Origin of the sequence: Selenomonas sp. KH1T6 (genome assembly GCF_900108415.1) — a bacterium.
GTDB classification, from domain to species: domain Bacteria; phylum Bacillota; class Negativicutes; order Selenomonadales; family Selenomonadaceae; genus Selenomonas_B; species Selenomonas_B ruminantium_A.
In genome coordinates this window covers 106,177-132,509 of record NZ_FNWN01000007.1, presented here as the reverse complement: position 1 = coordinate 132,509, position 26,333 = coordinate 106,177, and the positions used below count along the sequence as shown (strand labels likewise).

Below are 26,333 nucleotides of genomic sequence, written 5' to 3'. Positions count from 1 at the left end.
GTCGGCTCTGGCGTCGGCGTCGGCTCTGGGGTTGGAGTCGGCTCTGGCGTCGGCGTCGGCTCTGGGGTTGGAGTCGGCTCTGGAGTTGGAGTCGGCTCTGGGGTTGGCGTCGGCTCTGGCGTCGGCGTCGGCTCTGGTGCCGGGGTCGGCTCCGGCGTTACAGAAGTTATTTTGCTATTTTTGCTGGGCTGATAGGTAACGGCATAGTTTTTGCCGCTGTTGCCATCGCTGATAGTGACATTACTCAGATTCAGGGTTTTCCCTTCGCCAGGGTCAGGAGTATCGAATGTTAAGGTGCCACCACTGTAAGAATCCGTGCCGTAGATTTCCCCGGCGGTTTTCTGATAGGTGGCCCCCGGTGCAGCGGTAGTCCCATCATATTCCTTGGAGTAATCATCGGCCTTAAAAGTGACCGGGGCAGCATTGATAGTGCCCTTGCCCGTGTAGCTGGTGGTGGTCAGGTTATAGTTGTCCTTGTCCTCTCCGCTCAGAGTGAAGCTATTGTAGGTCACGGCCTTGTCCGTGCCCACATTCTTGTCTGCATAGCTGCCGCTGGCGGTGGCACTGACAGCGTCACCTTCTATGGTGTTGGCCAGAGTGGCAGTGACATTGGCTACTTCCGTCTTGCCATCGTAGGTCTTAGCGTCAAGGTCAGCCACGGTAGCGGTGATATCGCGGGCGGTGATACTTCCCTTGCCCGTGTAGCTGGCAGTGGTCAAGTTATAGTTGCCCTTATCTTCTCCGCTCAGGGTGAAGCTATTGTAGTTCACGGCCTTATCCGTGCCCACATTCTTGTCTGCATAGCTGCCGCTGGCGGTGGCACTGATAGCGTCACCTTCTATGGTGTTGGTCAGGGTAGCAGTTACGTTGGTTACGTCCGTTTCGCCATCGTAGGTCTTGGCGTCAAGGTCAGCCACGGTGGCGGTGATATCGCGGGCAGTGATACTGCCTTTGCCCGTGTAGCTGGCAGTGGTCAGGTTATAGTTGTCCTTGTCCTCTCCGCTCAGGGTGAAGCTATTGTAGGTCACGGCCTTGTCCGTGCCAACATTCTTGTCTGCATAGCTGCCGCTGGCGGTGGCGGTGATGTTGTCCCCCTCTACCGTATTGGCAAGAGTGACAGCGATATTGGCTGCACCTGCTTTGCCGTCATAGGTCTTGTTGGCAAGTTCAACTGCGCTGGCGGTGATTTCTCGGGCTGTAATGCTGGCGTTATTTATGCTCCCTGTCTGAGTCAGAGAATAGTTCCCAGCCTTCTCCCCGCTAAGGGTCAAACCACTATAATTAACCGCTTTGCCCGTTCCCACGTTCTTGTTATTATAGGCAGCCGTGGCGGCAGAACTTAGACTCAGGGCGGCTTTATCCTGATCAAGGATGCCGACCAGATTGTCCATGGTTATGAACGCATTGGCATTACCATCATAAACTTTGGTGACATTGTCGAGGGTAAGAGCCTTGGCGTAGATTTCACCTGCGCCCGTGAGGGTATTCTTCAGCTGATAGTTGCCCGCCAAGTCTCCAGCAAGGCCAAAGCCAGTATAAGTAACCACATGGTCTGCGCCCACATTGGGATTGTCAAAAACTGCCGCCGGATTGTCCGTGGTGACGGCTACCTTGTCCTTATCCGCATCGTTAACGCCCGTCAGGTTGAACACCGTCTGGGTAATCGTGGCATCGGTTGTGCCATCGTACTCTTTTTTGATGGTATCAAAGTCTATATCCAGTGTCACAAGTTTCGATAAAATTTCCACATAGGCCTTGTTATCCGTTGTCGTTATGATATTGTAACCCTGCTGGGTAGAGTAAAGGCGGGAGGTGTCATATTCGTATTTCCCGGCATCGGTATATTTAACCGCCAGAGCATCGGTATAGCCCACAAGCAGGCTCGTATCTGCATGGCTGGGCACCAGACCATGCTCATTGCCGTCATAGGTCACGCTATAGCCGGATAAATCAAGGGGCGTCATAAAAGCGGTAAGCAGGGGCGTGGTCGTTCCTTCGTAAATGCGCCAAGTGGCAGTTTTGCTTCTGCCATCGGATGTAATGTCATTCCCCCAATCCGCAAATGTCGCTAGAGACTTCATCTCGGCCAGAGTTTTGCCAACCCCCTCTTTATTTTCTAAGAGTCCATTGATAGTCCCACCACTTTCATCAGTAGTAGCATAAAAGGAATGTGTTACCTCGCCACTGTTCTCTCCCACAATGTCGCCACTATTTGCATATGCGGCTTGCTGCGACGGAGCTATCCTACCCAAGTTGTAAGTATTTATTACCTTACCAGTATCAGTATTTATCCCCACGATACCGGCAGTTCTAGCATTTGGATCTCCTAGACGTACCATAGCTGTATTGTAAGTATTTTTCACCGTACCACTGTTTTCGCCCACGATGCCGCCAGCACTACCAGACCCGCTAATAAAGCCCGTGTTGTAGGCGTTTTCCACCGTACCACTGTTCTTTCCTGCGATGCCGCCAGTCCTACTTCCTGAGCCCATATCGGCCGATACCTGGCTCGTGTTGTAAACGTTTCGTACCGTACCGCCTGCATTATAGCCAACAATACCACCAATTATACAGGGATCCCAGATGGTATTATAGCCATCTTCTTTTTTGTTCGCACAAGATGTATAACCTCCAGCCCTGCCTACATTTTCAATCACACCGGTATTCTTGCCAAAAATTCCAGCATAATCTACGGAAGCGTTGTAAATCACAAGATTTTTTATCTCATAGCCCAGTCCATCAAAATGGCCAGAAAAAGGCGTGGTCTCATCGCCGATAGGGGTAAAGCCTTCTACAGCATCCATCGAAATGTCGTTGTTCAGCATATAATTGCCAGCAAGGCCATCTTTCATAGCCTGCAGTTCATCAGCATTTTTGACCAGCCTATAATCCACTTCCTCTGCCCCTGAGACTTTATAGCCGGAAGATGAGCCATCAACAGAGCCAAGATGAATTTCCCCGCCCTTTGCCTTCAAGATAACGTCGGTATTTCTCTCGCCTCCAGTCAGCTTCCCATCACTAAATTCAGCGCCCTTAGTAACATCTGCCACATTCTTGAAGGTAATATTCTTCCCTTCCACGGTGATGGTCTGGGCAGCGTTCAGATTGCCTTTATTCACGATGTCTCCAGAAAAAGTGACAGCATTATTCAATGCTCCCAATGCGGTATTATAATCCTGCAGGCTGCCGCTCAGGTCGGCAGTGGAAAGATGCAGGGTGCCCACATCAATAACTGCCCCAACCCCGATATGGATGCCGTTGGGATTGACAAGATAGATTGTGCCGCCTCCTGTCATGGTGCCCAGAATATCGGAAATGCCACTGCCTGTTACATAATTCAGGTAATTATTGGCATCAAATGCCACTCGTTCACCCTGACCAATTGAAAAATCCCCCCAGGTAATCAGATTGTTTTCTGCCCCGGTGATATTCATTACCTTGTCATTGACCGCGATGACAGCGGTGTCGCTGATGCCGCCCACAGGCAATGCCTGGGCCGCCGGGGCAATGCTGAAGCACCCTGCCATGAGGGCTGCCATGACCGCAGCCCGGAGACGCCGTGTGATGGATGACTTCCTTTTCATATTGCTCGTCCTTTCTTTGCATCACGCCACAGGCATGACAAATAGCCCTCCCGGCCTAGCCGAGGGGGCTGATCTTACACTTATGGACTTTTGCCAAAGGGCGGACTTCTATTATGTATCTTGACGCGAAGCGTCTGCCCCCCCCGAATGGACAAAGGAAGGCCCAATCATACCAGAGCGGCTAGATGCTGTCATGGAAATCGGCCTCCTTTCTGCGAATCGTACTGTCTACAATTCGCCGGGCAACGGGAAAAGTCCTTTAAATTTATATCGAATTTTTTCCCGTGGAGGTTAAGCAGATTTTACACCCGGGAACAAAAAAGAGCCGCCCCCGTAAGGAACGACTCTTTCTCTGTCCGTTTTGCGGACGCCCCTGTGCCATGAGCCTGCACATGAATCAACATTGATGTTCCTGCTTATACTCCTCAGCGGTGAAGGGAAGGCCCAACTCTGTGCTGAAGGCTGCCAACTTTTCGGCAATCTCGTCCTCACTTCCTGCATCTGCCAACAATTCATTGACCTTCTTGACCAGCGCCTCATCAGCGTCTATCTTCTCAATGAAATTCGTTACATTTTCCTTTGCCATGATCTCATCCTCCCCGAAATCATAAAGGCACATTTTTCCAAAAATTCTCGTTATTCATTTCGTTACCCGCCCCCTCTTTCCCTGCCTGGCTGAAATATTTTCAAATGACATTTGATAACGTCATTATTCAAGTTTTGTCGACTGGCACAAAAAAGCCTTCCCCTTTGAGGGGAAGGCTATAATACTTTTTCTATACTTACTGAGCCATCAGCTTGGCCAGCTTGCCAGCGAACTCCACGGGGTTCTCGGGCAGGATGCCTTCGATGAGCAGAGCCTGGGTGTAGAGCAGGTCGCAGTAGTCCTTGAAGTCCTCCGTATCCTTGCCTGCGGCATGGAGGCTCTGGAGACGGGTGAAGAGCTCATGTTTCGGGTTGATCTCCAGGATGCGGCGGGCCTTGAACATGGGGTTGTTCATGTCCGCAAAGGTCTGCTCCATGGAGAGAGACGGGCCGGCTTCATCTGCCACCAGGCACACGGCGCTGGACTTCAGGCGGCTGGAAACCTTCACATCAGCTACCTTGTCACCCAGGGTTTCCTTGATATCCTTCATCAGGTCATCATTGGACTTGGCGATTTCCTCAGTCTCCTTCTTGACCTCCTGGGACTCGGCATCATCCAGGTCAAGATCACCCTTGCTGATGGAGTGGAAGTCCTTGCTGTCATACTGATGGATGGACTCGATGGCGAACTCATCCACGGGGTCCAGGAGGTAGAGCACCTCAATGCCCTTGTCACGCAAGAGCTCCATCTGCGGCAGATGCTCGATGGTCTCCTTATCGCGGGCAGTAGCATAGTAAATCTTCTTCTGGCTCTCAGGCATGCGCTCAACATACTCCTTGAGAGTCACCAGCTTGCCCTCCTTGGAGCTCATGAAGAGCAGCAGGTCCTTCAGCTTGTCGATGGTGTCGCTGCCGCCGTACATGCTGTTGTAGACGCCAATCTTCAGGGACTTGCCGTACTCGTTCCAGAACTTCTCATAGTCCTCGCGATGCTTCTCCAGCTTCTTGCTGAGGGACTTGAGGATATTCTTCTCCAGAGCCTTGCCGATGGTCTTGAGCTCACGGCTCTGCTGCAAGAGCTCGCGGGAGATGTTCAGGGAAAGGTCGGGAGAATCCACCAGGCCCTTCATAAAGCGCAGGTAGTCAGGCAGCAGGTCCTTGCACTTGTCCATGATGAACACGTGGCGGGAGTAGAGCTGCAGGCCCGGCTCATAGTCCGTGTGATAGAGGTTGAAGGGAGCCTTGGCGGGAATGCAGAGAAGGGCCGTGTATTCCACAGTACCCTCAGCCTTGGTGTGGAACACCTCCATGGGGTTCTCCCACTCATGGAACTGATTCTTGAAGAACTCATTGTAGTCCTCGTCCTTAAGCTCGCTCTTGCTCTTGGTCCAGAGGGGCTTCATGGAGTTCAGGGTGCGAATTTCCGTCTTTTTGATGGGCTCTGCATCCTTGATGGGCTCGCCCTTGTCGTCCTTGGGCTGCTCAGTCACCTCGAAGCTCATCTTGATGGGGTAGCGCACATAGTCGGAATACTTCTTCACCAGGTTCTGGAGCTTGTAGTTCTCAGTGAAGTTCTCCTCGGCCTCATCACCGTAGAACTCCTTCTTCAGGGTGATGGTGATGGTGGTGCCGCGCTTCTCCTTGTCGCACTCCTCGATGGTGTAATTGCCATCAGCAGTGGACTCCCAGCGCCAGCCCTGAGTCTCGCCAGCCTTGCGGGTGATGATGGTGACCTTCTCTGCCACCATGAAAGCAGAGTAGAAGCCCACGCCGAACTGGCCAATAAGCTCCTTGTCGGACAGTTCGGAGCCCTCTCCCTGGGCTTCCTTGGCCTTCTGGATCTGCTCCAGGAAAGCCTTGGTGCCGGACTGGGCAATGGTGCCGATATTGGTGATGACCTCTTCCTTGTTCATGCCCAGACCGTTGTCGGCAATGGTCAGGGTGTGGCTGTCTTTATCAGGAATGAGGAAAATCTCGTAATCCTCATCCCCTTCCAGCAGGTCGCGGTTGGTGAGGCTCTCGAAATGGAGCTTGTCAATGGCATCGGAAGCATTGGAAATCAGCTCCCGCAGGAAAATCTCATGGTTGGTATAGATGGAGTTGATCATCAAATCCAGGAGTTTCTTGGTTTCCGCTTGGAATTCATGGGTTTCTTTAGCCATGTTGCAATTACCTTCCTTTATTTTGAAATATCATTAACTAGTTTGTTAGCACTCTCATACCATGAGTGCCAGCGTACAGATAATAATATACTACGATGGCGGCTAAAAGTCAATAAGTCAAAAAATCTCCCTGGCAAGGCAGTCATGCCTGTCCAGGGAGATTTTCCTGTTGCTGAATAATTGAGCCTGCTTACTTCTGCCACCTGCAGGCTCTGGCCTCTACCATGTCAATGATGCCGAACAGGCACAGCCCTATGAGGCTCAGCACCACGATGCCTGCGTACATATCAAGGTAATTCACCCGCAGCCAGGCATCCATGATGTAGTAGCCCATGCCATACTGGGTGCCGAAGGTTTCCGTGAAGAAAAGCACGGAAATGGCGGTGGCCATGGCCACGCGGACAGCAGTGATGAACTTCGGCAGGGAAGCAGGGAAAATGACTTCTCTGAGAATCTGCCGGAACCTGGCTCCCAGGGAGTACAGGGGATAGTAAGTCTCCTCCGGGATGGCCTTGATGGCATCACGCACCGCCACGATGACCTGAAAAACAATGATGAGGAAGATCATGATGATCTTTGACATCTCCCCCACTCCTGCCAACAGCATCAGGATGGGCAACAGGGCAATCTTGGGAATCGGATAAGTGAGGTACACCAGCGGAGCCAGGTACTTATCCGCCTTGTGGAAATACCCCATGAGGCAGCCCAAAGGATAGCCGATGAGCACCGCTATGAAAAGCCCTGCTGCAATGCGCCAAAGGCTGTAGAGAGCATGGATGGCAATATCGCCGGCGAAAACACTTACCAGCCGCACAAAGACCTTTTCCGGCAGGGGCACAATGGGCTTGTGCATGAGCAGGGCAAGCACCTGCCAGAGGATAATCAGGAAGACAGCCCCCAGGAAATAGGCCAGCAGCACTCCCCGGGTTCTTCTGAAGTTCATGCGCCCTCACCTCCCCTGCCAGGAAGCTTGGACTTCAGCTTTTGCCTGAGCTGCCGCCCCAACTGGAAGAAGCGCTCATCGCTGCGGCGCAGGGGAGTCTCCCCGGTGGGATTGTCCAAAAGCTCGGCAATCTGCCCATCCTCTCCCATGACTGCAATCTGCCCCCCCAGATAGAGGGCTTCCTCCACATAGTGAGTCACCAGGATGGTAGTAATGGATTCCTGCTGCCACAGCTCCCGGAACACATCCTGCATTTCCTCCCGGGTGATGGCATCAAGGGCAGAGAAAGGCTCATCCATCAGCAGAATGTCCGGCTGCAGGAGGAACACACGGGCCAGACTCACCCTCTGCTGCTGTCCCCCGGAAAGCTCCCGGGGATAGCGGTCAAGCAAACCAGAAATTCCCAGTCTGGAAGCAAGCTCCTCAAGCTTCTTCTCGTCCTCCTGCTGCCAGAGCCCCTTGACCTTCCGCCCCAGACGGATATTCTCCGCCACCGTACGCCAGGGCAGAAGGCCGTAGCTCTGGGGCATGAAGCCGATGGTCATCTTCCGGGTGTCCAGTGGCCTGCCCCCCACGGTCACCTGGCCTTCATAATTCTTGATAAGCCCTGCCGCCACCTTCAGCAAGGTGGACTTGCCGCAGCCGGAGGGCCCTATAACAGCACAAACCGTCCCAGTTGGGACGGTAAGGCTGACATCTGACAGAACCGGCAGGTTCTCCCTATTCTTTTTATATCTGACTGTCAAATGGTCAATATTTATAGCTGACATAATTTCACATCAGTTCTTGAAAAAATCCACCACAATATCGCTATAAGTGTAGGTGTCCTTCACCAGATTCTTGGCGTTGAGCCACTTGATGCAATCCACCACATCGCTCTCCTTGGGCAGGGATGCTTCGTGATACTTGGGCAGCTTGAGAGCTTCCTTGGCCACCGGCGGGAAACCGCCCTTTTCAATCACCAGGTCCATGTACTCCTCGCGGGGAGTGTTGTTGAGATAAGCCACAGCCTTGTTGTAGGCGCGATACAGAGCCTTGATTTCGTCGCTCTTGTCCTTCACAGCCTCGCCGGTGAACATGATGACACCGGGGTTGATGCCCAGATCATCAGAGCCGGTGATCAGGCGGCAGCCGTTGTGCACGGCAATGCTGGCCATGGGCTCAGGCAGGGTAGCTGCAGAGAGCTTGCCGTTCTGGAGCATTTCCAGACGGGTGGGAATCTGGGGAATGATGACCTTGTTGATGCTTTCCCCGTCCATGCCCTCTTTGGCCAGGATCTGGTCAGTGACATATTCGATGATGGTATTGCGGGAAACAGACACATCCTTGCCAGCCAGTTCCTTCACGCTCTGGGCAGGCTCGCTGGAGCTTGCAATGAGCTTGTAGCTGCCATCGGTGAAGGAGGTGACCTTCACATCAAAGCCGCCAGACTTGGCAAAGGCCACCGCCAGCATATCGGAAACGGCACCGTCCAGGTTGCCGCTCTGGAGAGCAGAATCACGGTCCATGGCGCTCTTGTACTGCTGGATATCCACCTTGAGGCCTTCCTCGTCAAAATAGCCTTTCTCACGGGCAATGATGAAGGGCAGGGAATCCGTATCCGGCATCAGGCCGACAGCCAGCGGCTTCAATTCCTTCGCTTCCTTCTTCTCGCTTCCCTGCTGGCCGCAACCAGCAAGGAACAATGCCATAGACATAACAATTGCTGCTAACTTGAACCAATTTTTCTTCAACATCTTCACCTTCAAATTTTTATTTATCTATCACCGAGCAGCTTCTGAAGCATATCCGCCCCCTGCTGCACGTAATAAATCACCTGGTCAACGGTGCCCCGGTTCTCCTCGTAGGCGCTTTCCACCTTGCTGCGCAGCCCCTCGGCCTCCCGTTTCATGGCCTGCACATCGTCAATCCTCTGGTCCAGCTCCTCCAGCATGGACTGAGCCTGGGCAATGGACTGCTTCACAGCGGCCGCTTCATCATCCAGCTGGGCACTCTGGCGGTTGTTCTCCTCCATGGCTGCCTTGCGCTCCTGCTCCTTGCCGGTCATGCGGTCAAGGAGCCTGCCCAGTCCGGGCTTCTGCGCCTCCTCGGTCAGCTGGTCATTCCGGCCCTGCAGGTGGGCGGATTTCTCCGCCACCTCCTGACGGTGGGCTTCCAGGGCCTGCTTCTGGCGGGTGAGGCGCTCGCGCTCCTCTTTGAGGTCAGCTTCCTGCGCCTGCAGCTTCTGCTCACGGCTCAGGAGCTGCGCCTCCTGCTGCTGGCGTTCCTGTTCCTTCTCTGCCGAACGGTCCTGTGTCCAGCCCGCCAAGGCAAAGCCCAGGGTCAGTGCCACGAGGAAGCCTGCTAACAGGAGGATGAATTTCTTGCCGCCGGAAGATATGAAGCCCTTCGACTTTTCCTGTTTTTCCCTGCGCGAAAACTGGACCGGCTCGCTCTCAAGCTCCCGCACTCCTCCATAGCGTCCCCCCGGCTGACTGCCAGCCTTGGGAAAAGGAGGCTGTATTTCCTCAGTATCCCCGGTAATGGGGGGCAGAGTCTGAGTATCTTCCAGGCTCTTTTTCCCCTGGGGGCTCATGTACTGGGTCTTGTCCAAATCATTCTTATCGCTTCTTACCATAAACGCTTATTCCTTTATCTGCTTTTGAGCTTCTTTCTCCTCCTGCTCCAGCATGGCAGCGTGCTCCTTCTGCATGGTCTCGCAAAGGCGGCGCAGGGTCCAGAGAGTGTTGAAGGGTGTCACCACGGACTTGAACTTCACCGGGGGCACACCGCCCTCCTTGAGGGCAAGCAAGACCTGGTCAAGGCGCTTGTTGCGGATATTCTGCATGACCATGACCTCATGGGGAAAGACAAAGCCGTCATCGTCCCTGGCTACGGCAGCCTTGAATCCCTTGTTTCCCAAAAGGTAGCCCACCTTCTCGCGCCAGGCTTCCTCTGGCAGGACTTTGGTCCTGATATTCATGCGGTGGAGGATTTTCTGTATCTGCTCCAGTTTTCCCATATCCAGGAAACCGTAAAGCAAGACTTGCTCATTCTTGTTCGTCATGACGGCACCTCAACGCAAACCACGCATGATAAGGTAAGTCACCAGCTCATCCAGGGTAACTTCCTCCACCTGGCAGCGCTCCTCCAAGGCCTTTCTGAGGCTCTTGGGAATGCGCACGGAAAGGGCAGGCTGGCCCGGCTCTGCCTTGCCAGCAGTTTTGGCTGCCGTGTCTGCCTTAGCCTTGCTTTCCTGCGTCTTGGTCACTGCTGCCTTGGCAGTTTTTTCCTTGGCAGGCTTGTCATTGGTGGTCTTTTCCTTGGCTGCCTTCTCTTTCACGCTCTTGTCCTTAGGTGCCTTTTCCTTGCCGGGCTTTTCCTTGGCAGCCTTGGGCTGCTCCTTGGCAGCTTTGCCCTTGTCAGGCTTTTCCTGCACTTTCTTGCCCTTGGCCTTTTCCTGGACAGGCTCTGCTGTCCCCTGATTCTTCTTGTTCTTCACATCTTCCTCCGGAGGATAGACAAAAAACTCATTGTAGGCACTCCTAAGACTCTCGCTGGCCTGCTTGGTGCCTACGCCGATGATATAGGAAGGGGTATCTGCATTCAAAGCCTCAGCTATGTGCACGAAGTCCGTGTCCGTAGTGACGATGAAGAACTTCCGCACTCCTTCCTGATAGAGAATCTGGGCAGAATCATGCAGGGCAGAATCCAGTGAATTCTTGCCGAAGAAAGTCCTGCTGATCTGCCTGAAGGTGAAGCCCGGGCGGCGCATCAGCTTCTCCCAGCGCTTCTGCTCCGGGCGGGCATCCCAGTCGGACACCACAATGATGCGGCAGGGCTGGTAACGCTCCGCTTTTTCCAGAGTGAAATTAAGCATCTCAAAGGGTGAATTTTCTATATCATATAATATGGCAACTGTATCGTTGCTTGACTCCAATGTCATGTCGTTATTCCTTTATCCCAAAGTATTTTCCCTTATTCCCCTTCTGCAGGAGCACCTACCCGGCGTGCCAGGAATTTCTCCTCCTGCTCCAGGGTCTTGGCCTGCTTCAGCTGGCGGTCAGCCTCCCTGATGGTGGTGGCCTTCTTGTCCGTCATCCAGGCGGCATAGCCTGCAGCATAGGCAATGTGCAGATCGCAGATTCTCAGCCGCAGGTGATGCAAAGTCTGGGCTGCTGCAGGTACAGTCACGGCTTCCAGCTCGGTCTTGCGCTGCTGCCAGTCTGCCTTGATAGTGCCTTCCATGAAATTCTTCAAGGCCTTGCGGGTCTCATCACTGCCCAAGGTACCGCGGGAGAGCAGATTGTTGAACTGCTCCTGGGCCTGCATCATGGCAGCATCATGGCGTGAGATAATCTCTGCCGTGGTGTCCGCATACTGGATAAGCTGGGCGCGGCGGGCCTTGGTAAGGAACATCACGAATTCATGGAAATTGTTTATTTCCGTTATCCGCCAGGTGCCGTCCGGCTGTTCAGTGAACTGCACATCCAGCACGAATTCCTCATTGGCCTCCTGCTGGAAAATCCGCACCTTGGCAATGGCAGTACCGGCCTCTTTGTCCTTGGCCATGCTGTCCACCTTGCGGAAGCTGGACTCGCAAATGCCTGACTTTTCCAGTACCTGAGCCGCCTCAAAGCCCTGGCTGCTTTCCTTGGACTCCTGGGTCCAGGAACCAGTATTCACATACTGCTCCACCGCCTGCTTGAAGCTGGTGATAAGAGGAGCCTTGAGCATTTGGGTGAAGTTGCCCACGGTAAACTTGGCCTCAGTGGACAAAGGCTGCTCCGCATCCATCAAGCCTTCCATCAGGTCATCGTAAGACTTGTCCAGCAGAGCATCCATATCCACATAGCGCTCAAAAGTCTTCTGGTCATGCTCCTCCAATGCCCGCTCTATCTTCTGCAGAGCGTAATCAGGCGTCTTGGTATAGACCTGAAAATACCAATAACCACTGCCCATTGCCAACAGTACAAGCACCGCAAGCAGCAAATATAATTTCATCCGCAATGAACGTCCCACGGCGGTATCCCTCCCAAATAGAGAACATAAGTCCACGTATGTTCTAGTATAGCATAATACTGATAAATCTCAAGGTTGTGTTAGCAAGGTTTTATCTGCTAAACTAAGGAAAAACAAGAAAGGTGGCTTTTCCTTGCAAAATGTGGGCATTATCGCTGAATATAACCCCTTCCACCTGGGCCATGCCTATCAATTAAATGAAATAAGAAAGCGCTGCCCCGATGCAGGAATCATCGCCGTCATCAGCGGCAGCTTCACCCAACGGGGAGAGCCTGCCCTGCTGGACAAATGGGAGCGGGCAGAGCTGGCGGTGAAGGGAGGCTGCGACCTGGTGCTGGAACTGCCCTTTGCCTTCGCCTGCCGCAGCGCCCAGGACTTTGCCAGAGGCGGCGTGCAGCTTTTGGCAGGGCTTGGCATAGTTGACACCCTTGCCTTCGGCGCAGAAACCGGCAGGCTTGAACTGCTGGTGAAAGCCGCCGGGAGCATAGACACGCCCTCCTTCCAACAACAGCTTCATGCCAAAATCAAAGAAGGACTGGCCTACGCAGCTGCGCTGGAAGTCTTGCTGGGGCAGGAAGGCACAGGAGATTTCATCAGGGAGCCCAATAACATCCTGGCTCTTGAATACCTGCGGGCCTTGAAGGATTATCACACCCTCTCCCCCCTGCTGATCCAGCGTCGGGGAGCAGCTTATCACAGTGAAGATCTGCAAGTCCCCCTGCCAAGTGCCTCCGCCCTGCGCAGAGCTCTTTACGAAGGGAGGCTGGAGAGAGCCACAGCAGAGTCCTCCGCCCCTCCTGCCACTGCTCAGAAACTGATGGAAATTGTCAAAGAAGAGCTGCCCAACATGGCAAAGCTCTATCCCGCCCTGCAGCTTGCCCTTTTGCGGCAAAGTGACGGGGAGCTGAAAAACATCTGCGGCATGGACGAGGGACTGGAAAACCGCCTGCGGGAAGCGGCCACTGCCCACTGCTATGAAGAATTCATAAAAAAAGCAGTCAGTCGCCGCTATCCCGCCACCAGGCTGCAACGGCTGGCAATACACCTGCTGCTGAGCCTTGCCAGGGAAACTGCTGCAGCCTTTGATAAAACAGGCCCCCTTTACGCCCGCTTGTTGGCAGCAGGACCTCGCGGGAAGGAATTGTTGAAAGAGATCAAGCAGCAAAGTTCCCTGCCCCTTATTGCCAAGACCTCCCAATTCCTGAACAGCACCACCCGCAAAAAAAATCTGCAGGAGCTTTCTCCCCTGCAGCAGATGCTGTCCTTCGACACCTGGGCCACGGAACTCAGGGAACTAACCTTGCCCCGTCCCCGTCAAGTGAATGATTTCAATCGTTCACCCCTTTTTATCGACTGAAAGGAGACTTACCATGTCCTTTGATGCACATGACCTCGACCTGAATGAACTCATTATCTGCCGCAATCTCCTGAACGATGAAGTGATCAGCCATATAGCCCAGCCTGCCGACACCCCGGAGGAATTCCGCCGGGAAGCTGCCAGCTGTGCTGCCAGGCTCATCCAGCTGGCAGAAACACAGGGGATGGGGGGCAGCCTGCTGCGCACCTACCTGCTCTACCTGCTGGTGCATGAGAAGAATCTGGCAGCCCAGGCGGTGGAAGAATTCGCCAAGGAAGGACAGATAGGCGGCAGCCTGCTGAAGGCCTTTATCCATGACCTGGAGATCCTCCTGCCTCTGCTGGAACTGCCTGCCAGCACCTTCCTGGCCCTGCCCCTGCTGGACGAGTACACGCCAACCAGGGCTGTGGCCAGCGAAGCCTCTGCCGCCCTGCAGGAACTGACCAAGGACGCCCACGAGGCCAAGGACTATGCCATCGCCCTGCTCACCTACTACCGCTGCTACGGCTACGGGGAGATTGCCACCTACCGGGCCTTCCGCTGGGACAAAAAGGAGCACCGGCTGGCCGGCATCCGCCATTTCGAGGCCCAGCGCCTCTCAGACCTGATTGGCTACGCCCACCAGAAAGAACTGCTCACCGGCAACACGGAAGCCTTCGTGGCAGGCCGCCCTGCCAACAACTGTCTGCTGGTGGGGGCCCGGGGCACAGGCAAATCCTCTGCTGTCAAAGCCCTGGCCAACGAATACTACAGCCAGGGCCTGCGGCTGGTGCAGCTCACCAAGAGCCAGCTGCCCTCCCTGCCAGAGCTGATGGAGACCCTGCGGGGCTTTGCCAGCAAGCGCTTCATCATCTTCCTGGACGACCTTTCCTTCGAGGAATCAGACACCGAATACAAGTCCCTGAAATCCGCCATCGAGGGCGGCGTAGAGGCCAGACCGGAAAATGTTCTCATCTACGCCACCTCCAACCGCCGCCACCTGATTCGGGAAAGCTGGCGCGACCGCCTGAGCGAACAGGACGAGCTCTACAAGAACGACAGCATGAACGAAACCATCTCCCTGTCCGACCGCTTCGGCCTGGTCATTCAGTATTACGCCCCCAATCAGGAGGAGTATCTGGCCATTATTTCTCACATGCTTAAAAAGCAAGGCATCGAACTCACCGGCGAAGACCTGCGCATCGAAGGCCTCCGCTGGGAAATGGCCCACAGCGGCAGAAGCGGCAGGACGGCAGAACAGTTCGTGCGGCACTACTTAGGAAAGAACTGACATAACAGCCCCCCAAAAAGCCTTCCCCTTGAGGGGAAGGTGCCCCGTAGGGGCGGATGAGGTGAGACGTTTACACGGTTAGGCGCCGTAATTAGTTCAGTGGCACCTCATCCATCAGACCTTTGGACTGTCACCTGTCCAAGGAGTCCTCCGGACTCCCGCGCTTACTCTCCCCCTCACAGGGAAGGCTAAAATACAACACTGGAGGAAACAAATATGCTAGTCGGCGAAGAGAGAAACAAAGTAGACCAGATCTGGGACACCTTCTGGACCGGAGGCCTCACCAATCCCCTGCTGGTCATTGAGCAGTTCACCTACCTGCTGTTCATCAAGCAGCTGGACGATATAGAGACAGAAAACGAAGCCAACGCCGCCCTGCTGGGCTTTGAGGACGAGGAGAAAATCTTTGGCCCTGACCAACAGAACTACCGCTGGAGCAAATTCAAGAACCTGGCCCCGGCGGTGCAATTCCAACTGCTGTCGGAGGAAATCTTCCCCTTCATCAAGAATCTCCACCCCGATGATAATGCCTCCTACACCCGCTTCATGAAGGATGCCACCTTCCAGATTTCCGCCCCGGACAAACTGGCGAAAATCATCGAGGGCATCGACAAACTGGAACTGGACGAAGAAGACAGCAAAGGCGACCTCTATGAGTATATGCTGTCCAAACTGGCCTCCTCCAAAATCAACGGCCAGTTCCGCACACCGAGACATATCATCAAGATGATGGTAGAAATGGCCGCTCCCCAGCCCAGCGACACCATCGTAGACCCCGCCATGGGCACAGCAGGATTTTTAGTGGCAGCGGAAGAATTTATCCGCAAGAACCACAGCGATATGCTGCTGGACGATGAACAGGCAGCACATTTTTCCAGCACCATGTTCCACGGCTTCGACACCGACCCCACCATGCTGAGAATCGGCACCATGAACATGATGCTCCACGGAGTGCATTATCCCCGCATAGACTACAAGGACAGTCTCTCCAAGAACAACTACGACAAAGACAGCTACACACTGGTACTGGCTAATCCCCCCTTCAAGGGCTCCTTGGACAACGAGACGGTGGAAGAAAGCCTGTTGCGCGTCACCAAGACCAAAAAGACGGAGCTGCTTTTCCTGGCCCTCTTCCTGCGCATCCTGAAACTGGGCGGCCGCGCCGCCGTCATCGTCCCCGACGGCGTACTCTTCGGCTCCTCCAAAGCCCACCAGTCCATCAGAAAAGAACTGGTAGACAACAACAAGCTCACCGCCGTCGTCTCCATGCCCAGTGGCGTCTTCAAACCATACGCCGGAGTGTCCACGGCTATTCTGTTCTTCACCAAAACATGCGCTGGCGGCACCGACAAGGTTTGGTTCTACGATATGCAGGCTGACGGCTACAGCCTGGATGACAAGCGACAGGAGATTGAGGAAAACGATATTCCCGATATTATCGAGAGATTCCGGCATCTGGAGCAGGAAGAAGGAAGGAAGAGGACAGAAAAGAGCTTCTTCGTGCCCGTGGATGAGATACGGGAGAATGGATATGATCTGTCCATCAATAAGTATAAGGATATTGAGTATGAGGCGGTGGAATATCCGAGCACGTTGGAATTGATGACGAAACTGGACGAGCTGGATATGGAATACGGGGAAATAAAAGAAAATCTTAGGGGGTTGCTATAATGAAATATGCACCTCTTAATGAGCTATGCACAATTCAGTCTGGTGGTACACCATCACGCTCAAATACCAATTACTGGAAGAGTCCTGACATTCCATGGGTAAAAATCAGCGATATAAAAGGAAAGCATATAACGGAAACAGAAGAATATATTTCAAACGAAGGATTATCAAATTCTTCTGCAAAGATATTTCCGTCAGGAACTATTCTCTATACTATTTTTGCCACTCTAGGAGAAGTTGGTATACTTGATATAGACGCCGCCACAAACCAAGCAATTGCAGGACTAACAATAACCAGCAACAAAATAAAAAGAGATTATCTGTATTACTACTTGCAATCAATAAAAAGAAAAGTTGCAAATATGGGACGCGGAGTAGCTCAAAATAATATCAATATGGGCATATTGAAGCAGCTTGAAGTCCCGTTATATCCTCCTGATATGCAGTCGGCAATAGTTTGCAAATTAACTTATGTAGAACAACTAATATCTAATCGCAAACAAGCATTAACCACACTCGATGCCCTTGTCAAATCACGGTTTATAGAGATGTTTGGCGACCCATTAACTAACCCCCTGAAATGGGAAGTAAAATCTGTCATAGATTTGTGTGATTGTATGGTTCCAGGGCGTGACAAGCCAAAGAGTTTTACTGGAGCTACCCCATGGATCACAATAGATGACTTAAATCCATTAAGTGTTACCAAAAAATCAAAGAAATCTCTAGGTTTAACTGATGAAGAAATAGAAGAAGTTAACAGAAAAAAAGTCCCTGCTAATAGTGTATTAATGAGTTGTGTAGGAAATTTGGGCATATGTTCTATTGCAGGTAATGAATTGATTATAAACCAACAATTACACTCATTCCAATGTGACCCAAATGTGAATCCTTACTATTTGATGTACTCATTAAGCTGGCAAAAAGCATATATGGAAGCAATGGCTACCAAGACAACCGTGCTATATATGAATAAATCGGTATGTAATTCTATACCAATAATGGAAGTACCTGTTAACCTTCAAAACAAATTCGCCGACTTTGTAAAACAAACCGACAAATCGAAATTGGCCTTCCAGCAAAGCATCGACACCCTACAAACTTTGAAGGACAAGCTGATGCAAGACTACTTTGGATAAACATGAAAGGATATATTGTTATGAATGAAAACTTCATTAAGACCCTAAAAATTGATAAAGTACGTCATTTAGAAAACATAACCATTCCTTTATCAGAAGAAAAATGCAAACATTTGATTTTAACAGGCAAGAATGGCAGTGGCAAGACCAGTGTACTTGAAGCATTGAAAGCATATTTATCAATCTATACTGAAGATGCACGGATGCAGGAATTAATAAAATTTTGGCGTGACTCTATAAACAGAAGCAAAAACACCGACAATAAAACTATAACAAGCATAAACGACATAACAAAACAAGAAGAAATAACGGGGTATAAAAAAGAACTAAGTCGTTATGAAAAAGGGCTTGTACCAGAAATAAATAACCTTAATGAAATGCGTGTAAAAATAGCCGAAGGTAAATTTATCATTTCATACTACGGTGCAGAGCGCAATTACGTAATTCAAAACGAAAAACAAATCAGCAAAGTCGATATAAAAACCAAATATAAAATATCTGACCGTCCTGGTGATGTCTTTGTCAAATATATCCTAAATCTCAAAGCAACAGAAGCCATGGCAGAAAAAAACGGAAAGCCGGAGCGTGCTGCTGAAATAAGCGCATGGTTTCAAAGATTCGATAAAACCCTTCAAAAAATTTTCAAAGATGAAAACGCCCATCTCGAATTCAACTTTGAGACCTATGAATTCCATATTATGATCCCCCATCGCGAAGCATTTTCTTTTGCAGAAATGTCAAGTGGCTATGCGGCAGTATTGGATATCATAACAGATATAATGATGCGCATGGAAGAAAAAGTAAAAAGCAGCTTTGACCTTCCTGGTATCGTAATGGTTGATGAAATAGAAACACACTTGCACATAGAATTACAAAAGGACATCTTGCCCATTCTTATAGAGCTATTCCCTAACATTCAGTTTATCGTAACAACACATTCACCATTCATTTTAAGTTCTATAGATAATGCGGTTATTTATGACTTGGAAAGCAAAACATTAGTCAATAATGATAAAGGTCTATCTAACATAACATACGAAGGTGTAGTAGAAGGATACTTCAATTCATCGACTCTTTCCAGAGAACTGGTGAATAAATTCAATCGCTATAAGCAACTGGTCTCTAAGAAACAACTTAGCGATGATGATTACGCAGAAATTATTGATTTAGAAGCTTACCTTGATGAAATCCCCGATTTCTTGGCTATGGAAATAATGGCTGATTATCATAAAATGAAATTAGAATTAAGCAATCGGGAGGCTACCACCAATGGTTAAATGCAATAAATCCAAAGAACCACCAGCCTCGCTGGCTAGGGAGAAATTAAAGGGTGCAAATGGTTCTTGTCGCTGTGATGACGTAATAAATCAGTTGCTTTTTGATTTCAACAATAAATGCTATATTTGCGAAATAAAAGGAATCGCTGATCCAGAAGTTGAACATTTACACCCACACCATAATAGTAAGTATTTAGATTTGAAATTCGATTGGTCTAACTTGTTCTTAAGCTGCGCACATTGTAACAAAGTCAAAAACCAAGCAAAATATGAAAATCACATCATAGATTGTTGCCAAGAAGACCCAGAAATACATTTACACAGTGTTTATAAAGACGGAAATGTATATGTATCAGCCATAGATGATAGCGAAGAATCACAAAGAACAGCTGAATTGATATATGAAGTTTTTAATAAAGAAACACCAGCATTGCGCAACATTGCTTCAAAGTATAGATTGAACGCTTTGAGAATAGAAATGAATAACTTCTTCAAAGAATTAGCTTCCTATAAGAAAGATCCTCAAAACGCTTTCCACAAAAGGAGAATCATGGTAATGCTAAAGACCAGTTCCAGCTTTGCTGCCTTCAAGCGTGATTATATACGTGATAACGCAGATACCTATGCTGATTTATTTAACCAGTTGTAGATGCTTCTCCCATATCAACATACATGACAAGGAGATGACACCATGGTCTCAAACTTCGATTTTGTCTCCCAGACCCCCGCCTGGGAACACATAGCTGAACGAGCAAAGAAGGCCGAGCAGGGGCTGGCTGTAGCCCCGGAAGTAGCGGCTATCTTTGGGCGGTCGGCTATGGAGCTCTCCATCAAGTGGGTCTATGGGGCCGAGGGCATGGATATCAGCGACCCTTGTAAGGCAGGCAAGGACAGGGAGCTTTTCTCTTTGCTGAAGGACAGGGGCTTTGCCGAGGTGGTTGGAGATAGCAGGCTTCTTCACATGCTGGACCAGCTGCGGCTTTTCGGTAACAGGGCTGCCCATGGCGGAACACCTCTCTCCTTCCGGGACGGGGTGCTCTCCCTGAGGATTCTCTTTGAATTTCTCAGCTGGATGGCTTACTGCTACACCTCCATACAGGGAGAAATGGTCTTTGACGAGAGCCTGCTGCCCTCTGCTCAGGAGAAAACTCCCCTCAGCCAGAAAGAACTCCAGAAACAAGCAGCAGAGATTGAAAAGAAAGACGCAGCCCTGTCCCAAAAGCAGCATGAGCTAGAGGATAAGAACCGGGAACTGGACGAGATACGGAAGCAGCATGAAGCGCTGCAACAGGAACTCACCCGCCTGCGGCAGGAACGACAAGCCCAAGGTAGTTTCCATATCAATCCCATTACGGAAGCCGAGACCCGTAAGCGCTATATAGATTTCGACTTGGAAGCTGCAGGCTGGATCATAGGGGAAAATTGCCGCATCGAGGAAGAAATCTCTGGTATGCCCAATGTCTCACATACCGGCTTTACTGATTACGTTCTGTACGGGCGGGATGGGAAGCCTCTGGCTATCGTGGAAGCCAAGCGCACCAGCCTTGACCCCGAGAAGGGTGCCAAACAAGCGTCGCTGTATGCCAAGCTTTATGAAGAAAAGTATAGCCGCCGCCCCTTTGTCTTTATGACCAACGGACTGCGCACCCTGTTTCTGGATGAGGCTTCCGGCTATCCCCGCCGGGAGGTGTCCGGCTTCCTCACCCAGGATGATCTGCAGATGCGCATGGACAGACGCGGGCAGCAGCAGCCCCTCGCCGAGATCGAACCAAACCATGATATTGCGGGACGGCCCTATCAGCTTGAAGCCGTGAAGTCCGTAGAGGAATCCTTCGACCGCAAGCGCCGCAAAGCTCTGATTGTCCAGGCCACAGGCACAGGCAAGACCCGTGTTGCTATCAGTCTCTCCGATGTGCTTTTCCGCGGTGGCTGGGTGAAACGCATACTTTTCCTGGCTGACCGCACCGCTCTAGTGAAACAGGCCAAGCGCAGTTTCATGGATTTCTTCAGCAATGAAATCCCCATGGCCAACCTTATGGACAGCAGGGATGATGCTGCCACGGCCCGGATTATCTTTTCCACCTACCCCACCATGATGAATGCCATAGATACGGCCAAAAATCCTGAAGGGCGCCGCTTCTTCTCCCCTGGCACCTTTGACCTCATCATCATCGACGAGAGCCACCGCAGCATTTATCAGCGATATCAGGCCATCTTCCGCTATTTCGATGCCATGCTGCTGGGGCTGACCGCCACCCCCAAGAACGAGGTGGACAAGAACACCTACCGCCAATTCGAGTTAGAGGACGGCAATCCCACCTTTGCCTATCAATATGACGAGGCGGTGGAGCAGGGCTATCTCGTCCCCTATCAGCAGTTCGAGCGCACCACAGAGCTTTTGCAGAAAGGACTGCATTACAAAGACCTCAGCGAAGAAGACAAGGCCCACTATGAGGAAGTCTTCGGCCTGGCGGGGGACAATGCCCCGGATATCGAGAATACGGCTTTCAACAGTTACGTCTTCAACCGCCAGACGGTGCAGATGGTCATTCAGGACCTGATGAACCTTGGCCACTATGTAGAGGGTGGCGATAAACTGGGCAAGACCATCATCTTTGCCAAGAACAGGAAACACGCCAGATTCATCGTGGATATTTTCCATGAAATGTATCCCGAACTGGGTGATGATTTCATCCAGCAGGTGGACGGCAGCATAGATTACCATGAGCAGATCATCGATGACTTCCGCACACCCGGCAAACACCCCCAGATTGCTGTTTCCGTGGATATGCTGGATACGGGCATTGATGTGCCGGAGATACTGAATCTTGTCTTCTTCAAGATGGTACGCTCATACAGCAAATTCTGGCAGATGATAGGCCGTGGCACCCGGCTTTGCGCCGGGCTTTTCGGGCCTGGGCTGGACAAGAAAAATTTCTATATCTTCGACTACGGCGGGAATTTTGAGTTTTTCAGCCTGCAAGGGAACAAGCTGAAAGAAAGCAAGAACCAGCCTTCGCTGACCGAACGCATCTTCAATTTGCAAGCCAATCTTTACCTGCTGCTTTACAAGGACAAGGATACTGAACGCCAAGCCTTTGCCCAAACGCTTTTCAAAGAATTGCACGGCGCTATAGTTGCCCTAGATGATAATAGCTTCCGTGTGATGCAGAACCGACAGCAGGTAGAGAAGTACCGCAACATGCTCACCTGGGCGAATTTCACGGCAGATGATGTGGCAGAGATTGAAAAGCATATCTCCCCCATCATCCCCGGTCAGGATGAAGAGGTTATGGCCAGATTCTTTGACCAGAAAATTTACGGCATGATGTATGACTATCTGCTTGGCAAGGATATAGGCGCCAAGGCCCAGCAGGTGGAAGAAACGGCAGATAAACTTAGTTCACCTCACCTGCTGACCATTCCCCAAATCAAGGAAAAGCAGCCCTTCATCCAACAGGTGCGCTATCCTGAGTATTGGGATAACGTGACTCTGGCGGGCATCGAAAAAGTCCGCACAGAACTGCGCGGACTGCTGAAATTCCTTGAGACCGAAAACACCAAAATCTACTATACAGATTTCACCGACCATATGCTTACTGTCAACGAGCCCCATACAGTCATGCCCCAGCAGACCTCGGAAACCTACAAGAAGAAAGTGGAGCGCTATCTCTTGGAGCACAGGGACAATATCGCTGTCCACAAGCTCCGTACCAATAAGCGCCTCACTGCCACCGACCTGCGTGAACTGGAAAGGGTTCTCTGGGAGGACTTGGGCACTCAGGAAGATTACCGCCACCTTTACGGCGAACGTCCCGTGGGACTGATGGTGCGCAAAACAGTAGGCATGGACAGAGCCGCCCTGGAGGAAGTCTTCGCAGAATTCTTGCAAGAGAACAGGCTGAACCTAAGGCAGATTGATTTCGTGAAGCGCATCATCGACTATCTGGCCAAAAACGGGGAAATGCTGCCCCAGGATGTCAAGAAACCTGCCTTTGCAGGGCTGAATAATGTGGCACAGCTGTTCAAAGGGCACCTTGATGAGGTGAACCACATATTCGCCAAGGTTAAGGAAGTTACAAATAACGGTACTGAGATTGCGTAAACGAAAGCCTTCCCCTCAAGGGGAAGGCTTTCATCAGATGCACACCTTGTCCTTGAGCTTGGCAAACTTCGCCTCCCCTATGCCCTTGATTTTCTTCAGATCGGAGATATCCTGAAAGCCCCCCTCTGTCTCACGGTATTCTATGATTTTCTGCGCGGTGGAGGGGCCTACCCCCGGCAGGCTGTCCAAGGCCTGGGCATCGGCGGTGTTGATATTGATAAGTTCCCCTGCGTCGGACTTGCCGTTATTAGCGGATTTAGATTTGTCTGCACCTGCCGCTCTGGTGACCTGGGCTTTTTCCGGCACCTGCACCTTCTGCCCATCCTTCAGGACCTGCGCCATATTAATGCGCTCGGCATCCCCGGTGGGGAGCACCCCCCCGCAGCTGTTCACCGCGTCACCTATGCGGGCTCCTTCCTTGAGGGTCACCACCCCGGGGCGGTTCACGGCTCCGGTGACGTAGACGGTGATTTCATGAGCAGGCACTTCCGCGCTCCGGCTCTCACCCGGAGAAAGCTTCACCGCAGAGTCTTGCTCCGAATAGCCATACATGAGCCCCCCTGCTGCCATGGTCCCCAGCAGCAGCAATATCATCATGGAGCGTTTGAACATGGGCACGAGCATCCCTCCCCAAAATTCAGTCAGGCTTTTCCCATAGGCTTCTATACCACTAAAAAATCTCCTGCCAGATGACAGGAGATTTTTCATTATCTTTATTTACTTGCCAGTCTTCATGCGGTTGATGGCGCTGAAGAGGGCCTGGATGGAAGCGGTGATGATATCCGTGTCGAGACCAGCTCCCCAGACGGTACGGCCTTCTTCCGTGACTATGCCGATGTAGGCCATAGCCCGGGAGTTCTGGCCCAGTTCCAGGGCGTGCTCGCTGTAGGTCACGTCCTTGTAGCTGATGCCCAGGTTCTTCTGCAGGGCGTTGGACACCGCATCCAGACGGCCATTGCCCTTGGCCACGAAGGTTTCCGACTGGCCATCTACGATAAGGTCCACGGTGCCCTTGCGGGTGCCGTCCGGTTCCTTTTTCAGCAGGAAGTCAACCAGCTGATAAGGGCTGGTGACATTGACATATTCCTCCATGAAAATCTTGTAGATTTCCTCTGGCATAAGCTCCTTGTGCTTGTGGTCGGAAACGCTCTTGACACAGTAGCCAAAGTCCTCCCGCATCTTCTTGGGCATATCGATGCCGTACTTCTGCTCCATGATGAAGCCCACGCCGCCCTTGCCGGACTGGCTGTTGATGCGGATGACATCCCCATCGTACTCCCGACCCACATCCTTGGGGTCGATGTAGAGGTAGGGCAGGGTCCACTTGTCCGGGTTCTTCTCTTCCTTCCACTTCATGCCCTTGGCAATGGCATCCTGATGAGAGCCGGAGAAAGCGGCGAAAACCAGCTTGCCAGCATAGGGCTGGCGGGGGCTGACCTGCATGCGGGTGACATTCTCATAGAGGTCAACCAGCTCAGGCATATTGGAGAAATCCAGTCCAGGGTCAATCCCCAGAGCAAACATATTCATGCCCACGGTGATGATATCCACATTGCCCGTACGCTCACCATTGCCGAAGAGAGTGCCCTCCACCCGGTCAGCGCCGGCCAAGAGGCCCATTTCCGTATCTGCCACGCCGCAGCCCCGATCATTGTGGGGATGCAGGGACAGCACCACATTGTCACGATACTTGAGGTGCTTGTTGATGTATGCCACCTGCATGCCATAGACATGAGGCATAGACATTTCCACCGTCACAGGCAGGTTGATGATAGCCTTGCGGTCAGCAGTAGGCTGCCAAACATCCAGCACCGCATTGCAGACCTCCAGAGCATATTCCGGCTCCGTGCCGGTGAAGCTCTCAGGAGAATACTCAAAGCGATAATTGGCCCCGGCCTCTTCCGTCAGCTGCTTCAGCAGCTTGGCCCCTTCCACGGCGATTTCCTTGATTTCCTCTTTGGACATCTTGAAAACCTGCTCCCGCTGGGCCACGGAAGTGGAGTTATAAACGTGGACAATGGCGTTCTTCACGCCCTTCAAGGCCTCGAAGGTCTTCTTGATGATGTGCTCACGGGCCTGGGTCAGCACCTGGATGGTCACGTCATCAGGAATCAGGTCCTCCTCCACCAGGCGGCGCAGGAACTCATACTCAGTCTCCGAAGCCGCAGGGAAGCCGATCTCGATTTCCTTGAAGCCCACCTTGAGGAGCATCTTGTAGAATTCCAGCTTCTCCTCCAGGCTCATGGGAATGATTAGGGACTGATTCCCGTCACGCAGGTCCACGCTGCACCACACAGGCGCATGGTCAGGCGCGTCCTTCTTTGCCCATTCCAAATCTATTTCCGGCGGCATGAAATAACCCTTGCTGTATTTCTGATAGTTCATCATCAAAGCATCCCTCCATATATCGTATACTACGATAACACACAGGCCGGATTATAGCAAGTATTTTGTATAATTTTGTAAACCAAGTATTCTTCAAGAAGAAAATAAGAGACAAATGTACTCTATAAAAGAATCATTTGCCCGTGGAGCCAAAACCTCCCTGCCTGTCTTTCCCTGCTCCCGCGGTATCCCCATCAACTGTGAGGTACTTCATGAACACCCCCTGAGCCAGCCGCTCCCCGGCAGCCAGCTCCACAGGCTCCTTGCCCCTGTTCCAGAGAGCGATGAAGATGTGCCCCTCATTGTCGGGATTATTATAGTAGTCCGCGTCCACAACCCCCACGCTGTTCATGAGCACCAGCTGCCGCTTCACAGCCAGGCTGGAACGGATATGGATATACAGCACCTCGTCAGCCTGCATATAAGCCTTGACCCCCGTAGGCACCATAGCCATCTCACCGGGAGCAATCACCATGCTCTCAGCAGCAGAAAGGTCATAGCCCGCACTGGAAGCCGTGCCCCGGCAGGGAAGCTCAATCCCCTTCCCCGCATAGGCGCCAACTATTTCAAAACCGCGCACTGCCATCAATCTGCCTCACCAGATGCTTCTTCCGTCTCCTCCCCTTCAGGCCTGAAGGTATTCACCGGCCTGGCCGGGCTGACGGTGGAGACGGCGTGCTTGTAGACCATCTGCTGGCGGCCCATGACGTCCATCATGATGACGAAGTTGTCAAAGCCTTTCACCATGCCCTTGATCTGGAAGCCGTTTACCAGATGGATGGTCACCTGGATATTGTTCTTGCGCACGTTGTTGAGAAAAGTATCCTGCAAATCGGTGTTATTCTTCTTTACCATAT

The 26,333-nt window shown here is 51.8% G+C and carries 21 protein-coding genes; 7 read left to right on the top strand and 14 right to left on the bottom strand.

The window, feature by feature from the left end:
• The 10 genes from BLW59_RS17080 to BLW59_RS06860 form a co-directional block, all read right to left on the bottom strand.
• The coding region (locus BLW59_RS17080; protein WP_139283578.1) for a YDG domain-containing protein at window positions 1-3,584 on the bottom strand (3,584 nt) is incomplete at its 3' end.
• A 397-nt stretch (window positions 3,585-3,981) separates the two neighbouring features.
• Window positions 3,982-4,170: a Nif11 family protein gene (locus tag BLW59_RS06900; protein WP_175463372.1), complete on the bottom strand. Its 189-nt coding sequence runs from the start codon at window positions 4,168-4,170 to the stop codon at window positions 3,982-3,984.
• Between the two features lie 196 nt (window positions 4,171-4,366).
• The gene (gene htpG / locus BLW59_RS06895) at window positions 4,367-6,331 is read right to left on the bottom strand and encodes a molecular chaperone HtpG (protein ID WP_074697183.1); all 1,965 of its coding nucleotides are present in this window, start codon (window positions 6,329-6,331) and stop codon (window positions 4,367-4,369) included.
• A gap of 190 nt (window positions 6,332-6,521) precedes the next feature.
• Window positions 6,522-7,274, bottom strand: a complete 753-nt coding sequence (locus BLW59_RS06890; RefSeq protein ID WP_081348425.1) for an ABC transporter permease — start codon at window positions 7,272-7,274, stop codon at window positions 6,522-6,524.
• Window positions 7,271-8,044, bottom strand: a complete 774-nt coding sequence (locus BLW59_RS06885) for an ABC transporter ATP-binding protein (RefSeq protein ID WP_074697182.1) — start codon at window positions 8,042-8,044, stop codon at window positions 7,271-7,273. Before BLW59_RS06885 ends, BLW59_RS06890 begins: the two co-directional genes overlap by 4 nt.
• A 9-nt stretch (window positions 8,045-8,053) precedes the next feature.
• Window positions 8,054-8,971 carry a MetQ/NlpA family ABC transporter substrate-binding protein gene (locus BLW59_RS06880; RefSeq protein ID WP_139283577.1) on the bottom strand — a complete coding sequence of 306 codons (918 nt, stop codon included), beginning with the start codon at window positions 8,969-8,971 and terminating at the stop codon, window positions 8,054-8,056.
• A gap of 59 nt (window positions 8,972-9,030) precedes the next feature.
• Window positions 9,031-9,891: a hypothetical protein gene (locus BLW59_RS06875; RefSeq protein ID WP_074697180.1), complete on the bottom strand. Its 861-nt coding sequence runs from the start codon at window positions 9,889-9,891 to the stop codon at window positions 9,031-9,033.
• Window positions 9,892-9,897: 6 nt separating this feature from the next.
• A complete protein-coding gene (locus tag BLW59_RS06870) occupies window positions 9,898-10,320 on the bottom strand; it encodes a DUF3783 domain-containing protein (protein WP_029540521.1) in 423 nt (140 codons plus the stop codon).
• Window positions 10,321-10,329: 9 nt separating this feature from the next.
• Complete coding sequence (locus BLW59_RS06865; RefSeq protein WP_074697179.1) at window positions 10,330-11,199, bottom strand: NYN domain-containing protein; 870 nt, start codon at window positions 11,197-11,199, stop codon at window positions 10,330-10,332.
• A 32-nt stretch (window positions 11,200-11,231) separates the two neighbouring features.
• A complete protein-coding gene (locus tag BLW59_RS06860; RefSeq protein WP_139283576.1) occupies window positions 11,232-12,275 on the bottom strand; it encodes a DUF2939 domain-containing protein in 1,044 nt (347 codons plus the stop codon).
• A 142-nt stretch (window positions 12,276-12,417) separates the two neighbouring features.
• On the opposite strand from BLW59_RS06860, the gene BLW59_RS06855 reads away from it, so the two are divergent.
• From BLW59_RS06855 to BLW59_RS06825, 7 genes are all read left to right on the top strand, one after another.
• Window positions 12,418-13,632 (top strand): nucleotidyltransferase family protein, encoded by a 1,215-nt coding sequence (locus BLW59_RS06855; protein ID WP_318258402.1) that lies wholly within the window; start codon window positions 12,418-12,420, stop codon window positions 13,630-13,632.
• A gap of 13 nt (window positions 13,633-13,645) precedes the next feature.
• Entirely contained in the window at window positions 13,646-14,902 is a 1,257-nt protein-coding gene (locus BLW59_RS06850; protein WP_074697176.1) for an ATP-binding protein, read from the top strand.
• Between the two features lie 216 nt (window positions 14,903-15,118).
• Complete coding sequence (locus tag BLW59_RS06845) at window positions 15,119-16,573, top strand: type I restriction-modification system subunit M (protein WP_074697175.1); 1,455 nt, start codon at window positions 15,119-15,121, stop codon at window positions 16,571-16,573.
• Window positions 16,573-17,709, top strand: a complete 1,137-nt coding sequence (locus BLW59_RS06840; RefSeq protein WP_074697174.1) for a restriction endonuclease subunit S — start codon at window positions 16,573-16,575, stop codon at window positions 17,707-17,709. The genes BLW59_RS06845 and BLW59_RS06840 overlap by 1 nt, the downstream gene beginning before the upstream one ends.
• Before the next feature lie 20 nt (window positions 17,710-17,729).
• A complete protein-coding gene (locus BLW59_RS06835) occupies window positions 17,730-18,986 on the top strand; it encodes an AAA family ATPase (RefSeq protein WP_074697194.1) in 1,257 nt (418 codons plus the stop codon).
• Window positions 18,979-19,635 carry an HNH endonuclease gene (locus BLW59_RS06830; RefSeq protein WP_074697173.1) on the top strand — a complete coding sequence of 219 codons (657 nt, stop codon included), beginning with the start codon at window positions 18,979-18,981 and terminating at the stop codon, window positions 19,633-19,635. Before BLW59_RS06835 ends, BLW59_RS06830 begins: the two co-directional genes overlap by 8 nt.
• A 42-nt stretch (window positions 19,636-19,677) precedes the next feature.
• On the top strand, window positions 19,678-23,091 hold the full coding sequence (locus BLW59_RS06825; protein WP_074697172.1) for a DEAD/DEAH box helicase family protein: 3,414 nt from the start codon (window positions 19,678-19,680) through the stop codon (window positions 23,089-23,091).
• 33 nt (window positions 23,092-23,124) lie between these two features.
• Here BLW59_RS06825 and BLW59_RS06820 read toward each other — a convergent pair whose 3' ends face one another.
• From BLW59_RS06820 to hfq, 4 genes are all read right to left on the bottom strand, one after another.
• On the bottom strand, window positions 23,125-23,709 hold the full coding sequence (locus BLW59_RS06820; RefSeq protein WP_074697193.1) for a ComEA family DNA-binding protein: 585 nt from the start codon (window positions 23,707-23,709) through the stop codon (window positions 23,125-23,127).
• A 99-nt stretch (window positions 23,710-23,808) separates the two neighbouring features.
• Window positions 23,809-25,476, bottom strand: coding sequence for a 2-isopropylmalate synthase (locus BLW59_RS06815; protein WP_074697192.1), 1,668 nt, complete (start codon window positions 25,474-25,476; stop codon window positions 23,809-23,811).
• Between the two features lie 133 nt (window positions 25,477-25,609).
• Window positions 25,610-26,062 (bottom strand): dUTP diphosphatase, encoded by a 453-nt coding sequence (gene dut / locus BLW59_RS06810; RefSeq protein ID WP_074697171.1) that lies wholly within the window; start codon window positions 26,060-26,062, stop codon window positions 25,610-25,612.
• Window positions 26,062-26,331 (bottom strand): RNA chaperone Hfq, encoded by a 270-nt coding sequence (gene hfq / locus BLW59_RS06805; RefSeq protein WP_074697170.1) that lies wholly within the window; start codon window positions 26,329-26,331, stop codon window positions 26,062-26,064. Before hfq ends, dut begins: the two co-directional genes overlap by 1 nt.
• Between the last annotated feature and the right edge of the window lie 2 nt (window positions 26,332-26,333).